Origin of the sequence: Pseudomonas iranensis (genome assembly GCF_014268585.2) — a bacterium.
Lineage (GTDB): Bacteria > Pseudomonadota > Gammaproteobacteria > Pseudomonadales > Pseudomonadaceae > Aquipseudomonas > Aquipseudomonas iranensis.
Genome location: NZ_CP077092.1, coordinates 1,584,221 through 1,597,767, shown reverse-complemented (window position 1 = coordinate 1,597,767; position 13,547 = coordinate 1,584,221). Strand labels below are relative to the sequence as shown.

14 protein-coding genes are annotated in these 13,547 nt (G+C 61.1%); 12 read left to right on the top strand and 2 right to left on the bottom strand.

Going from position 1 to position 13,547, the window contains the following annotated elements; translation table 11 throughout:
• Nucleotides 1-205: 205 nt before the first annotated feature.
• The 8 genes from livH to HU724_RS06995 all read left to right on the top strand — a co-directional run bounded on the left by livH (nucleotide 206) and on the right by HU724_RS06995 (nucleotide 6,586).
• On the top strand, nucleotides 206-1,129 hold the full coding sequence (gene livH, locus HU724_RS07030) for a high-affinity branched-chain amino acid ABC transporter permease LivH (protein ID WP_016771355.1): 924 nt from the start codon (nucleotides 206-208) through the stop codon (nucleotides 1,127-1,129).
• Nucleotides 1,126-2,382 (top strand): high-affinity branched-chain amino acid ABC transporter permease LivM, encoded by a 1,257-nt coding sequence (locus HU724_RS07025; protein ID WP_016771356.1) that lies wholly within the window; start codon nucleotides 1,126-1,128, stop codon nucleotides 2,380-2,382. The genes livH and HU724_RS07025 overlap by 4 nt, the downstream gene beginning before the upstream one ends.
• Nucleotides 2,379-3,146: a high-affinity branched-chain amino acid ABC transporter ATP-binding protein LivG gene (gene livG / locus HU724_RS07020; RefSeq protein ID WP_016771357.1), complete on the top strand. Its 768-nt coding sequence runs from the start codon at nucleotides 2,379-2,381 to the stop codon at nucleotides 3,144-3,146. Before HU724_RS07025 ends, livG begins: the two co-directional genes overlap by 4 nt.
• Entirely contained in the window at nucleotides 3,147-3,848 is a 702-nt protein-coding gene (locus HU724_RS07015) for an ABC transporter ATP-binding protein (protein ID WP_003222380.1), read from the top strand.
• Between the two features lie 291 nt (nucleotides 3,849-4,139).
• On the top strand, nucleotides 4,140-4,445 hold the full coding sequence (locus HU724_RS07010) for a BufA1 family periplasmic bufferin-type metallophore (protein WP_016771358.1): 306 nt from the start codon (nucleotides 4,140-4,142) through the stop codon (nucleotides 4,443-4,445).
• A 25-nt stretch (nucleotides 4,446-4,470) separates the two neighbouring features.
• Nucleotides 4,471-5,358, top strand: coding sequence for an MNIO family bufferin maturase (gene bufB / locus HU724_RS07005; RefSeq protein ID WP_186568235.1), 888 nt, complete (start codon nucleotides 4,471-4,473; stop codon nucleotides 5,356-5,358).
• A complete protein-coding gene (locus HU724_RS07000) occupies nucleotides 5,355-6,113 on the top strand; it encodes an HvfC/BufC N-terminal domain-containing protein (protein WP_186568233.1) in 759 nt (252 codons plus the stop codon). The genes bufB and HU724_RS07000 overlap by 4 nt, the downstream gene beginning before the upstream one ends.
• The gene (locus HU724_RS06995; RefSeq protein WP_186568231.1) at nucleotides 6,110-6,586 is read left to right on the top strand and encodes a DoxX family protein; all 477 of its coding nucleotides are present in this window, start codon (nucleotides 6,110-6,112) and stop codon (nucleotides 6,584-6,586) included. The genes HU724_RS07000 and HU724_RS06995 overlap by 4 nt, the downstream gene beginning before the upstream one ends.
• Nucleotides 6,587-6,696: 110 nt before the next feature.
• On the opposite strand, the gene HU724_RS06990 is transcribed toward HU724_RS06995, so the two are convergent.
• Entirely contained in the window at nucleotides 6,697-7,611 is a 915-nt protein-coding gene (locus HU724_RS06990; protein WP_186568229.1) for a LysR family transcriptional regulator, read from the bottom strand.
• Nucleotides 7,612-7,715: 104 nt separating this feature from the next.
• Between HU724_RS06990 and HU724_RS06985 the strand changes: the two genes are divergently transcribed.
• The 3 genes from HU724_RS06985 to HU724_RS06975 all read left to right on the top strand — a co-directional run bounded on the left by HU724_RS06985 (nucleotide 7,716) and on the right by HU724_RS06975 (nucleotide 10,739).
• Complete coding sequence (locus HU724_RS06985) at nucleotides 7,716-8,315, top strand: short chain dehydrogenase (protein WP_186568227.1); 600 nt, start codon at nucleotides 7,716-7,718, stop codon at nucleotides 8,313-8,315.
• A gap of 60 nt (nucleotides 8,316-8,375) precedes the next feature.
• Nucleotides 8,376-9,029, top strand: a complete 654-nt coding sequence (locus HU724_RS06980; protein ID WP_186568225.1) for a COG3650 family protein — start codon at nucleotides 8,376-8,378, stop codon at nucleotides 9,027-9,029.
• A 96-nt stretch (nucleotides 9,030-9,125) separates the two neighbouring features.
• The gene (locus HU724_RS06975; RefSeq protein WP_186568223.1) at nucleotides 9,126-10,739 is read left to right on the top strand and encodes an NAD(P)/FAD-dependent oxidoreductase; all 1,614 of its coding nucleotides are present in this window, start codon (nucleotides 9,126-9,128) and stop codon (nucleotides 10,737-10,739) included.
• A 138-nt stretch (nucleotides 10,740-10,877) separates the two neighbouring features.
• Here HU724_RS06975 and HU724_RS06970 read toward each other — a convergent pair whose 3' ends face one another.
• Nucleotides 10,878-11,972 carry a PLP-dependent cysteine synthase family protein gene (locus HU724_RS06970; RefSeq protein WP_186568221.1) on the bottom strand — a complete coding sequence of 365 codons (1,095 nt, stop codon included), beginning with the start codon at nucleotides 11,970-11,972 and terminating at the stop codon, nucleotides 10,878-10,880.
• A 251-nt stretch (nucleotides 11,973-12,223) separates the two neighbouring features.
• Here HU724_RS06970 and nhaA point away from each other — a divergent pair, with 251 nt between their 5' ends.
• Entirely contained in the window at nucleotides 12,224-13,408 is a 1,185-nt protein-coding gene (gene nhaA, locus HU724_RS06965; protein ID WP_186568219.1) for a Na+/H+ antiporter NhaA, read from the top strand.
• The last annotated feature ends 139 nt before the right edge of the window (nucleotides 13,409-13,547 follow it).

The window sequence follows — 13,547 nt, the reverse complement described above, 5'->3', positions numbered from 1 at the left end:
AAAGCCCACGGCGTGCCGTGGGCTTTGTTTTGCGAATGTATGGGCCGCGCTGGCGTGATCCGCCAGTCGACCCACCTGAAAATCTCAAAACCGTCATCAGCGGTTCGCTGGCAAAACCCGGATTCGAAGTGGATAGAGATCCACGGGGCCGGGCGGGAAAATGACTCCACCAGTGAAATGCGTACAGGTTTTTAGGAGCGCTGTAATGCCTGACCTCTATCACTTCTTCCAACAGCTGGTTAACGGCCTCAACGTTGGCAGCATGTATGCCCTGATCGCCATCGGCTACACGATGGTCTACGGCATCATTGGAATGATCAACTTCGCCCACGGCGAGGTGTACATGATCGGTTCCTACGTGGCCTTCATCGCCATCGCCGGGCTGACCATGATGGGACTCGACAGTGTCCCGCTGTTGATGACCGCGGCGTTCATCGCCAGCATCGTCGTCACCAGTTCCTACGGTTACAGCATCGAACGGATCGCCTACCGCCCCCTGCGCGGCAGCAACCGTCTGATCCCGCTGATTTCTGCCATCGGTATGTCGATCTTCCTGCAGAACACCGTTCTGCTGGCGCAAGACTCCAAGGACAAAGCTATCCCCAACCTGATCCCGGGCAACTTCGCCTTCGGTCCGGGTGGCGCACAAGAAGTGCTGATTTCCTACATGCAGATCGTGGTGTTTGTGGTGACCCTGATCGCCATGCTCGGCCTGACCCTGTTCATCTCCCGTTCCCGTCTGGGCCGCGCCTGCCGCGCCTGTGCCGAGGACATCAAGATGGCCAACCTGCTCGGCATCAATACCAACAACATCATCGCCCTGACCTTCGTCATCGGTGCTGCGCTGGCCGCCGTTGCCGCAGTGCTGCTGAGCATGCAATACGGCGTGATCAACCCCAACGCTGGTTTCCTCGTCGGCCTCAAGGCCTTCACCGCTGCGGTACTGGGCGGCATCGGCAGCATCCCCGGGGCAATGCTCGGCGGCCTGGTGCTCGGTGTAGCGGAAGCGTTCGGTGCCGATATCTTCGGCGACCAGTACAAGGACGTCGTTGCGTTCGGCCTGCTGGTTCTGGTGCTGTTGTTCCGTCCGACCGGCATTCTGGGCCGTCCGGAGGTTGAGAAAGTATGACTAGGAATCTTAAACAGGCACTGTTCAGTGCCTTGCTGGTGTGGGCGGTGGCCTACCCGGTACTCGGTCTGAAACTGACCATCGTCGGCATCAATCTGGAAGTGCACAACACCAGCCCTGCGGTACTCGCGACCATCGCGATCTGCTCGGTGCTGATGTTCTTGCGCGTGCTGTTCAACCAGCAGATCAGCAAGGCCTGGCGCTCCTCGCCGGGCATGCCGTTGATCCCGGCCAAGGCCAGCAACTTCCTGACCCTGCCAACCACCCAGCGCTATTTCATCATTGCGCTGATTCTGATCGCCCTGGTCTGGCCGTTCTTCGGCTCCCGTGGCGCGGTGGATATCGCAACGCTGATCCTGATCTACGTGATGCTCGGCCTGGGCCTGAACATCGTGGTCGGTCTGGCCGGTCTGCTTGACCTGGGCTACGTCGGTTTCTACGCCGTCGGCGCCTATAGCTACGCGCTGCTGTCGCATTACTACGGCTTGAGCTTCTGGATCTGCCTGCCGATTGCCGGCCTGATGGCGGCGACGTTCGGCTTCCTGCTGGGCTTCCCGGTGTTGCGTCTGCGCGGCGACTATCTGGCGATCGTGACCTTGGGTTTCGGCGAAATCATCCGTCTGTTCCTGCGTAACCTGACCGATATCACCGGTGGCCCGAACGGCATCAGCAACATCGAAAAACCGACGTTCTTCGGCCTGACCTTCGAGCGCAAAGCCGCCGAAGGCCTGCAGACGTTCCACGAGTATTTCGGCCTGCAATACAACTCGATCAACAAGGTGATCTTCCTTTACCTGGTTGCGCTGTTGCTCGCACTGGCCGCGCTGTTCGTGATCAACCGTCTGCTGCGCATGCCGATCGGCCGTGCGTGGGAAGCGTTGCGTGAAGACGAAATTGCCTGCCGTGCGCTGGGCCTGAACCCGACCGTGATCAAGCTCTCCGCCTTCACCCTAGGTGCTGCGTTCGCCGGTTTCGCCGGCAGCTTCTTCGCCGCGCGTCAGGGCCTGGTGACGCCCGAGTCGTTCACCTTCATCGAGTCGGCGATCATCCTCGCCATCGTCGTATTGGGTGGCATGGGCTCGCAACTGGGCGTGATTCTGGCGGCGATCGTGATGATCCTGTTGCCGGAAATGATGCGTGAGTTCAGCGAGTACCGCATGTTGATGTTCGGTGCGCTGATGGTGCTGATGATGATCTGGCGTCCACAAGGTCTGCTGCCGATGCAACGCCCACACATGGAGTTGCGCAAATGAGCCGCGAGATCCTTAAAGTCGAAAATCTGAGCATGCGCTTCGGCGGCTTGCTCGCGGTCAACGGCGTGGCGCTGACCGTCAAGGAAAAGCAGGTGGTTGCCCTGATCGGCCCGAACGGCGCCGGCAAGACCACCGTGTTCAACTGCCTGACCGGCTTCTATCAGCCTACCGGCGGCAGCATCCTGCTCGACGGCGAGCCGATCCAGGGCCTGCCGGGCCACAAGATCGCCCTCAAAGGCGTGGTGCGGACCTTCCAGAACGTGCGTTTGTTCAAGGACATGACTGCCGTCGAGAACCTGTTGATCGCCCAGCACCGTCACTTGAACACCAACTTCCTGTCCGGCCTGTTCAAGACCCCGGCGTTCCGCAAAAGCGAGCGCGAGGCCATGGAATTTGCCGAGTACTGGCTGGAAAAGGTCAATCTCAAAGAGTTCGCCAACCGCACCGCCGGCACCCTCGCCTACGGCCAGCAACGGCGTCTGGAAATCGCCCGCTGCATGATGACCCGCCCGCGGATTCTCATGCTCGACGAACCGGCCGCCGGCCTGAACCCGAAGGAAACCGAAGACCTCAAGGCGCTGATCGGTGTGTTGCGCGAAGAGCACAACGTCACCGTGCTGCTGATTGAACACGACATGAAACTGGTCATGAGCATTTCCGACCACATCGTCGTGATCAACCAGGGCACGCCGCTGGCCGACGGCACGCCGGAACAGATCCGCGACAATCCTGAAGTGATCAAAGCCTACCTGGGGGAAGCGTAAATGCTGCAGTTCGAAAACGTTTCCACCTTCTACGGCAAGATCCAGGCCCTGCACAGCGTCAACGTCGAAGTCCGTCAGGGCGAGATCGTGACGCTGATCGGCGCCAACGGTGCCGGCAAATCCACGCTGCTGATGACACTCTGCGGTTCGCCGCAGGCGCACAGCGGCAGCATCCGCTACATGGGTGAGGAACTGGTCGGCCAGGACTCGTCGCAGATCATGCGCAAGAGCATCGCCGTGGTCCCGGAAGGGCGTCGGGTGTTTGCCCGTCTGACCGTTGAAGAAAACCTGTCGATGGGCGGATTTTTCACCGACAAGGGCGACTATCAGGAACAGATGGACAAGGTTCTCGGACTTTTCCCACGCCTGAAAGAACGCTTCAACCAGCGCGGCGGCACCATGTCCGGCGGCGAACAGCAAATGCTCGCCATCGGCCGTGCGCTGATGAGCAAGCCCAAGCTGCTGCTGCTCGACGAGCCGTCGCTGGGTCTGGCGCCGATCATCATCCAGCAGATCTTCGACATCATCGAACAGCTGCGCAAGGACGGTGTGACGGTGTTCCTGGTCGAGCAGAACGCCAACCAGGCGCTGAAAATCGCCGACCGCGCCTACGTTCTGGAGAACGGCCGCGTGGTCATGCAAGGCACCGGTGAAGCGCTGCTGACCGACCCGAAAGTACGCGAGGCGTATCTCGGTGGTTGAGTGTTATCGCTGCACAAAAAAACGGCCTTCGGGCCGTTTTTTTATTTCCTGAGTACCACCAAGGTAACCCTGTGGGAGCGAGCCTGCTCGCGAAGCGCTCTGTCATTCAACATTATGGGTGCCTGACACACCGCCTTCGCGAGCAGGCTCGCTCCCACCGGGATACCGCTGAATCCGAAATTTTTCATAAATTTCTCGCCCCGCCTGTAACGCATCCCCCCACCCGTTCTCTAGAGGGACAAGCAAGCGCAAACCGCTTGCAGAAACCCTGATAAAAACTGGAGAAACATCATGACTGCGACTACCCGTACCCTGTCCGCTACCGCCCTGGTTCTGGCCCTCGGTTCCGCTCTGAGCATCGCCACTGTCTCCACCGCCCAAGCCGCCGATGCCAACATGGAAAAATGCTTCGGCGTGGCCATGAAGGGCAAGAACGATTGCGCCGCAGGTGCCGGGACTACCTGCGCCGGCACGGCGAAAATGGACTACCAGGCCAACGCCTGGAAGCTCGTTCCGAAAGGCACCTGCGCCACCACCGAAAGCAAAACCTCGCCGACCGGTTTCGGTCAGCTCGAAGCCTTCAAAGCCAAGTCCTGATCCACGGCCTGCCTGAGTGACGCCCATGTTCAGTCATCACGAACCGTCCCTGCCGCGCACTCAGGCAGCTCGCACCGAGCTCCCTGCCCGCGCCGGGCTGGGGCTCAAGACCGGGCACTTCCTCGAAGTGCTCGGCTCCGTACCGGACCTCGGTTTCTTCGAGGTCCACGCCGAAAACTACATGGTGGCCGGCGGCCCTTTTCATCATTTTCTCGGTCTGATTCGCCAACAGTACCCGCTGTCATTGCACGGCGTGGGCCTGTCGATCGGTGGCGAAGGCCCGCTGGACGGCCAGCACCTCAAACGCCTCGCCGAGCTGATCGAGCGCTATCAACCGCAAGCCTTTTCCGAACATCTGGCGTGGTCGAGCCACGGCCCGGTGTTCCTCAATGACCTGCTGCCACTGGCTTACGACACGCCGACACTGAACCGCGTCTGTGCGCACATCGACCAGGTGCAGAACACCCTGAAACGACCGATGCTGCTGGAGAACCCGGCGACCTATCTGGGATTTGAGCACTCGACGATCGACGAGGCCGAGTTCATCGCCGAAGTGATCCGCCGCAGCGGCTGCGGCTTGTTGCTCGACGTCAACAATGTCTACGTGTCGTGCATAAACCATCAGCGCAATCCTTTGGCCTACCTCGATGCGTTACCGCTGCACGCGGTCGGCGAGATTCATCTGGCCGGCTTCGCTGAAGATTGCGACAACCTCGGCGATCGCTTGCTGATTGACGATCACGGCGCGCCTATTGATCAGGCCGTCTGGGATCTGTACCGGCAAGTGCTGCAACGTATCGGCCCGGTGGCGACGCTGATCGAACGCGATAACCAGGTGCCGGCCTTCGACGTTTTGCTCGCCGAAGCGCAGCAAGCCGAGACTCTGTTGCGCCGCGCGGAGCGTGCGGCATGAGCACGCAAGCGGACTTCGCCGCCGCCCTGCTCAATGCGCAACTGCCGTATCCCAAGGGCCTGTGCAGCCGCAATGGCGCTGATCCGTCGCGGCGTTTTGCGGTCTATCGCAACAACGTGCAGAGCTCGCTGATCAATGCCCTGGCCGACAGCTATCCGGTGGTGCAGCAGTTGGTCGGCGAAGAATTCTTCCGCGCCATGGCGGCGATTTTCGTCCAGAGTCAGCCGCCACACAGTCCGTTGATGAGCCGCTATGGCGAGCACTTCGCCGACTTCATCGCACAATTCGAACCCATTGCCGGCGTGCCTTATGTGGCTGATGTCGCGCGACTCGAGCACTTGCGCACTGTCGCCTACCACGCCGCCGATGCGCAGCCGATCCGGCCTGAACAAGTCAGTGCCGCGCTGGCCGATCCGCAGTCGCTGAGTGGACTGTGTTTCGAACTGCATCCCTCGCTGCACCTGCTCGACTCTGCTTTTGCGGTCGTGGCGATCTGGGCCGCGCATCAGCAGGAGCCAACTCTGGCGGGCATTGGCCTGAATCAAGGCCAGCATGCCCTGGTGCTGCGCAATGGTCTCGACGTTGAGGTGTTCGCTCTTGAGGCGGGTGCGAGCGTGTTCATTGGTCATCTGCTCCAGGGCTCGCCACTGCTCGCGGCGGCAGAAAACAGCCCGCCGTTCGATCTCGCCCAAACCCTCGCCTTACTGATTGCGCATAACGCGATTACCCGTCTGAATTACAAGGAGTTGCCATGAAGGCTTTTATCCTGCGCGTCATCGCGCTGTTCGAAAAAATCCCGCACAGCCTGATTGCCTTCATCGCGCGTTTTTCCATCGCTGCGGTGTTCTGGAAATCCGGGCAAACCAAGGTCGAAGGACTGGCCGTGGATTTGATTGACGGCACCTTTGAACTGGGCTGGCCACGCTTGGCCGACTCGACGATTCCGCTGTTTCAGAGCGAGTACGACCTGCCGCTGTTGTCGCCGGAAATTGCCGCGCATCTGGCGGCTTTTGCCGAGCATCTGTTTCCGCTGTTGATTCTGCTCGGCTTCGCCACACGGTTTTCGGCGCTGGCGCTGCTGGGCATGACCCTGACTATCCAACTGTTTGTCTATCCGGATGCCTACCCGACCCATGGCACTTGGGCGGCGGTGTTGCTGTATTTGATGGCGACCGGGCCGGGCAGGTTGTCGATTGATCAGCTGATTGCCCGCCGATTCGCAAAATAAGATCCCCCCTGTGGGAGCGAGCCTGCTCGCGAAAGCGGTGTGTCATTCAACATCGATATCGACTGAGCTGACGCATTCGCGAGCAGGCTCGCTCCCACACGGAAATCACATCAGCGCTGGAGTCGATCCAGCGCCTCGCCACTGCGCTTGAACCAGCCCATCAGATAATCCGCGAGCACCTGCGTGCGTTTCGGTAATCCACCCTGATACGGGTGCACCAGATACATCGGCATGCGTCGGGTCTGGTAATCGCGCAGCAACCAGCGCAAGCGGCCGTCAGCCAGTTCCGTTTGCAGGAGATACGACGGCAAACGGGCGATGCCGGCACCGGACAGCGCTGCTTTCTTCAACAGGCTGTAGTGATTGCTGGCAAACGGACCCGAAACCCGCACCCGCAACAACTCATGCTGCTGGTGATACAGCCATTCTTCGCGGCCGCTGTAATGGCTGTTGAGCAGGCAACGATGCTCAGCCAGTGACTGCGGCGTCGCCGGCTCGCCGAAGCGCTCGAGGTAGGCTGGGCTGGCGCAGGTCATTTCGTGCCACGCCAACAGCGGCTTGGCCACCAGCCGATCGTCATTGGCCACTTCGGCACGAATCGCCAGATCAAAGCCATCGCGGGCCAGATCGCGATAGCTATTGTTCAGCTCCAACTCGATCTGCACCTCCGGGTATTGCCCGGAAAACTCCAGAAGCAAGCCATCGAAGAAGGTTTCGCCGAGCGACACCGGAACCGTCATGCGCACGGGACCGGCCATGTCGTCCTTCAAACGCGCCAAAGCCTGCCGCGCGCGTTCGACCTGAACCACCAGAGCCTGAGCCTGCGGCAGCAACGCCGCCCCTGCCGCCGTCAGACTCAAGCGCCGGGTGGTGCGTTGCAGCAATACCACACCGAACTGCGCTTCGAGCTGGCTGATGCGCTTGGACAACTGGCCCTTGCTGCAGCCCAACTGCTGCGCGGCGAGGGTAAAACTGCCGGCCTCGATCAGCACGGCGAATGCAGCAAGGTCATCCATTTCGCTCAAGGATTGTTTCCATTTGAAAACCAAAGGTTGCCTATTAGTGCGCTTATCCGCAGAAAAAACCACTCTAGACTGAAACCTCATTCACACACATGGGGTACAGCTCGATGAAAATTCTGTTGATAGGCGCCGGCGGCACCATCGGTTCGGCGGTGGACAAAGAATTGTCGCAACGCCACGAGGTCATTCGTATCGGCCGCAACAGCGGTGACTTGCAAGTGGATATCAGCGACAGCGCGTCGATCCGCAAGCTGTTCGAGCAGACCGGCAAGTTCGATGCGCTGATCTGCGCGGCGGGCAACGTGACCTTCGCAGCGCTGGACGAGATGACTGGGGACAGCTTCGCCCTCGGCCTGAAAGACAAGCTGATGGGCCAGGTCAACCTGCTGCTGATCGGTCGCGAGTTCGCCAATGACGGCGCCTCGTTCACCTTCACCACCGGCGTGCTCAGCCACGACCCGATTCGCAGCGGCGCCTCGGCAGCGCTGGTTAACGGCGCCCTCGACAGCTTCGTCCGCGCCGCCGCCATCGAACTGCCGCGTGGCCTGCGGGTGAATTCGGTGAGCCCGACCGTGCTGCTGGAAGCGATGGGCAGCTATGCGCCGTACTTCCGTGGTTACAAGCCCGTGCCTGCGGCGGACGTGGCGTTGGCCTACGCGAAAAGTGTCGAGGGCTTGCAGTCCGGCCAGACGTTTCACGTGGGTTAAGGCCCTTGTGATGAACGGTCAGGCTGCGTAACGTGGCAGCACTTGTCTGGAGAGCCAAAGATGCGTGTTGCCCGTTCGTTTGTCCTCGTTGCCCTGCTGCCGATGTTTGCCGCCTGCCAGTTGTTCGACGGCCAGCGTGAAAGTGTGTCCCATGCCGGGCAGACGCGGATGCAGGGGCAACTGACCGCCGCCGACGGCAAACTGATGTTCCAGCCGTGCCAGGATCAGCGGCAACTGGTGGTCAACGACATCGGCGGCACCAGCGTCCTGCAAGAGGCCGCCACCCTTGCCGACGAGCAGGGCAAGCTGTTTGCCGATGTGCGCGGCAAGGTCTCCGGCGACCGTCTCGACCTCGGCCAGTTGTATCGCGTCGAGCGCTCGGGCACGGCCTGCGACGATCCGAATTTCAAACTGCTGATCCTGCGCGCCGCCGGCCATGGCCCGGAGTGGAACGTCAAGATCAGCGGCAAAGGCATGGTCATCGAGCGCGACGGCCAGGCTCCACTCGCCGTGCCGTATGTGGAAGAGCAACTGGGCGACGGCCGCTTCAATCTCAGCAGCGAAGCCAACAACCAGCGCATCGAATTGTGGGTCGCGCCACAGCGCTGCGTCGACAGCAGCACCGGCAGCGTGCAGCACATGAGCGCCGAGTTGCGCATCGACGGTCAGGTGCAGCGCGGCTGCGGCTATTTCGGCGGCGCACGCAACGACTGATCGTTTTTCCCCCACGGATCCGCTCGCGGCGGCTTATAATCGCCGCCTTCAAACGCCCTGGCGCAGTTGTGCGCCCCGCGAATCCGGATCCCCGCCATGTTACGAATCACTGAACTCAAGCTGCCAATCGACCATCCCGAAGAAGACCTGCGCGTTGCTATCGTGCAACGCCTGGGCATCGCCAGTGATGATCTGCTCGATTTCACCTTGTTCAAGCGCAGCTATGACGCGCGCAAAAAGTCCTCAGAACTGTGCTTCATCTACACCATCGACCTCAACGTACGCGACGAGGCCAGAGTGTTGGGCAAGTTCGCCGACGACCGTAACGTCAACGTGGCGCCGGATGTCAGCTACAAATTCGTCGGCCAGGCACCGAGCGATCTCGGCCAACGGCCGATCGTCGTCGGTTTCGGCCCGTGCGGCATCTTCGCCGGTCTGCTGCTGGCACAAATGGGCTTCAAACCGATCATTCTCGAACGCGGCACCGAAGTCCGTCAGCGCACCAAGGACACTTGGGGCCTGTGGCGCAAAAGCGTGCTCAATCCCGAGTCCAACGTACAGTTTGGCGAAGGCGGCGCGGGGACGTTCTCCGACGGCAAGCTGTACAGCCAGATCAAGGACCCGAAATTCCTCGGTCGTAAAGTCCTGCACGAGTTCGTCAAGGCCGGCGCGCCGGAAGAAATCCTCTACGTCAGCAAGCCGCACATCGGTACGTTCCGCCTGACCGGTATGGTCGAAAACATGCGCGAGCAGATCCGCGAACTGGGCGGTGAAGTGCGCTTCCAGGAGCGCGTCAGCGACGTGCTGATCGAAGATGGCCAACTGGTCGGCGTGCAACTGGCCAGCGGCGAAACCCTGCACTCCAGACACGTAGTTCTGGCCCTCGGCCACAGCGCCCGCGACACCTTCCGCATGCTCCACAGCCGTGGCGTGTTCATGGAAGCCAAGCCATTCTCGGTGGGTTTCCGCATCGAACATCCGCAGTCGCTGATCGACCGCGCGCGCCTGGGCAAATACGCTGGCCACCCGAAACTTGGCGCTGCCGATTACAAACTGGTGCACCACGCCAAGAACGGGCGTTCGGTCTACAGCTTCTGCATGTGCCCGGGCGGCACCGTGGTCGCGGCCACCTCCGAGCCCAATCGCGTGGTCACCAATGGCATGAGCCAGTACTCGCGTAACGAGCGTAATGCCAACTCCGGCATCGTCGTCGGCATCACCCCGGAAGTCGATTATCCGGGCGGCCCGCTCGCCGGTATCGAGTTGCAGGAGCGCTTGGAATCTCACGCGTTCATCCTTGGCGGCAGCGACTACAAGGCCCCGGCGCAACTGGTTGGCGACTTCATCAACGGCAAGCCGTCGACCGAGCTGGGCGAAGTCGAGCCGTCGTACAAGCCGGGCGTGGCCTTGGGCGATCTGGCCTTGGCATTGCCGGATTTTGCCATTGAGGCGATCCGTGAAGCCTTGCCGGCGTTCGAGAAGCAGATTCGCGGTTATTCCCTGCACGACGCCGTGCTGACCGGAATCGAGACCCGCACTTCATCGCCGCTGCGCATCACCCGCAACGAGTCGCTGCAGAGCATGAACGTCAAAGGCCTGTTCCCGGCCGGTGAAGGCGCGGGCTATGCCGGCGGAATTCTCTCGGCGGGTGTCGACGGGATTCGCATTGCCGAGGCAGTGGCTCGAGACATCCTCGGCCTCGACGCCTGATCCGCTAAGTTCGCAACAACGCAAAACCCTGTGGGAGCGAGCCTGCTCGCGAAAGCGGCCTGTCATTCAACGAAGTTGTTGAATGTGACTTCGCCTTCGCGAGCAGGCTCGCTCCCGCAGTAGTTTCTGCATTTGGCTTTAGATATTCGCGCGCAGCACCGAGGTCGGCAGCGCCTCCCCGCGCTCGGCACTTGCCGCCGCCGCTGCAATCAAATCACCCAGTGCATACCCCTGCGCCGTCAGCCAATCCTGATCGTAATAGGTGTCGGCATATCGCTCGCCGCCATCGCACAGGATCGCCACGATCGACCCCGACTGCCCCGCCGCTTTCATCTGCTGCGCCGCCATCAGCGCACCGATCAGATTGGTCCCGCTCGACCCGCCGACATGCCGCCCCAAACGCTGCGCCAGATAATGCATGGCCGCCAGGGACAGGGCGTCCGGCACCTTGACCATCGCATCAATCACCTTGGGCAGGAACGACGCTTCCACCCGAGGCCGGCCAATGCCTTCTATGCGTGAACCGCAATCCAGGCGCAGGCTGGCATCTCCGGTCTGGTAAAAATCGAAGAACACCGAACGCTCGGCATCGGCACACAACACGCGGGTGCAGTGCTGGCGATAGCGCACGTAACGGCCGAGGGTCGCGGTGGTGCCGCCGGTGCCGGGGCTGGAAATCAGCCAGGTCGGCTCAGGGTGTTTTTCGTAGCGCATCTGCTGGAAGATCGACTCGGCGATGTTGTTGTTCGCTCGCCAGTCGGTGGCGCGTTCAGCGTAAGTGAACTGATCGATGAAGTGACCGCCATGCTCGCGGGCCAGGCGCTCGGATTCGGCATAGATCTGCGTCGGATCCTGCACCAGATGGCTCTGGCCGCCGTAGAAGGCAATCTGGGCAATCTTCTCTTTCGAGGTGGTCGCCGGCATCACCGCGATAAACGGCAAACCGAGCATGCGCGCGAAATACGCTTCGGAAATCGCCGTCGAGCCGCTGGACGCTTCGATCACCGGCGCGCCGGGTTTCAGCCAGCCGTTACACAGCGCGTAAAGGAACAGCGAGCGGGCCAAGCGGTGCTTGAGGCTGCCGGTCGGGTGGCTGGATTCGTCCTTGAAATACAACTCGATGCCGGCAAAACCGGGCAGCGGCAAAGGGATCAGGTGGGTGTCGGCGCTGCGCTGGAAGTCCGCCTCGATGATGCGGATGGCTTCACGGGCCCACTGTCGGTTGTCGCTCATGGTTTCGGTTCTCGTTGAATCAGCCAGAAGATCGGTCTTCTGAAAAAGGTCTGCCGCAAGCTTAGGAAAAATCCCGCAGGCGGCAAAGATACAGCTGAGTCTCAATGTGTCAGGCAACTGCTAGGCTCAGTGCTGCCCGTACCAGACAGTCTGTAACGACATATAACAAAAAAGAATATAACTTTTATTTTAACAACTAACGGTACGGGTTAGGGTAGCCCATCTTTTTCACGATTCCATGGAGAGCGACCTTGCCTCTGCGTAGCACTTTCACGCGTTTCTTCCAGTTGGAAGCCGCCAGCGGTCTGCTTTTGATCGCCGCAGCCGTTCTCGCGCTGATCATCAACAACTCACCGCTGTCGTGGCTGTACACCGGCCTGCTCGACACTCCTGTGGTGGCGCAGATCGGCGCGTTGAAAATCGCCAAACCCCTGCTGCTGTGGATTAACGACGGCCTGATGGCGATGTTCTTCCTGCTCATCGGCCTGGAAGTGAAACGCGAAGTGCTCGACGGCCAGCTGTCCAAGCCTTCGCAAATCGTCCTGCCCGGCGCAGCGGCGATCGGCGGCATGCTGGTGCCGGCGCTGATCTACTGGTTCCTCAATCGCGACAACCCCGCCGCCCTGAGTGGCTGGGCCATTCCGACCGCCACCGATATCGCCTTCGCCCTCGGCGTACTGGCGCTGCTCGGCAAGCGCGTGCCGGTGTCGCTGAAACTGTTCCTGATGACCCTGGCGATCATCGATGACCTCGGCGCTATCGTCATCATCGCAATCTTCTATTCCGGCGAACTCTCGACCCTGTCCCTTGGCCTGGCGGCTGCTTGCATTGCCGCGCTGGTGGCGATGAACCGGCTCGGCGTGGTCAAGCTCGGCCCGTACATGATCATCGGCCTGATCCTCTGGGTCTGCGTACTCAAGAGCGGTGTCCACGCGACACTGGCCGGCGTGACCCTGGCTTTCTGCATTCCCCTGCGCACGAAAAACGCCGAGTCGTCGCCGCTGCTGACCCTCGAACACGCGCTGCACCCTTGGGTCGCCTACGGCATCCTGCCGCTGTTCGCCTTCGCCAACGCCGGCCTGTCGCTGAGCGGCGTCACCGTCGAAAGCTTCACCCACGACGTACCGATGGGCATCGCCATCGGCCTGCTGCTGGGCAAGACCATCGGCGTGTTCGGCCTGACCTGGCTGGCGGTCAAGATCGGTATCGCCGCCCTGCCCCAAGGCGCCAACTGGGGCCAGGTCCTCGGCGTCGCGATCCTCTGCGGCATCGGCTTCACCATGAGCCTGTTCGTCGGCTCGCTGGCCTTCGAACCGGGCGTGAGTGATTACGCCGGCATGGATCGCATGGGCATCCTCACCGGCTCGATCCTCGCGGCGGTGATCGGTTATGCGGTGACGGCGGCGGCGAGTCGCAAGAATTCACAACGGCAATAACCTCTGTGGCGAGGGAGCTTGGCCCTCGCCACTGATTCCTCGCCTGACAGTTACGCAGCGAACAATCCCCACGTCATTAGCGACCCGTCCTACAGCCACACTTTCCCCGCTTCGATAACGTCGTGCGGCCCCTTCTCAG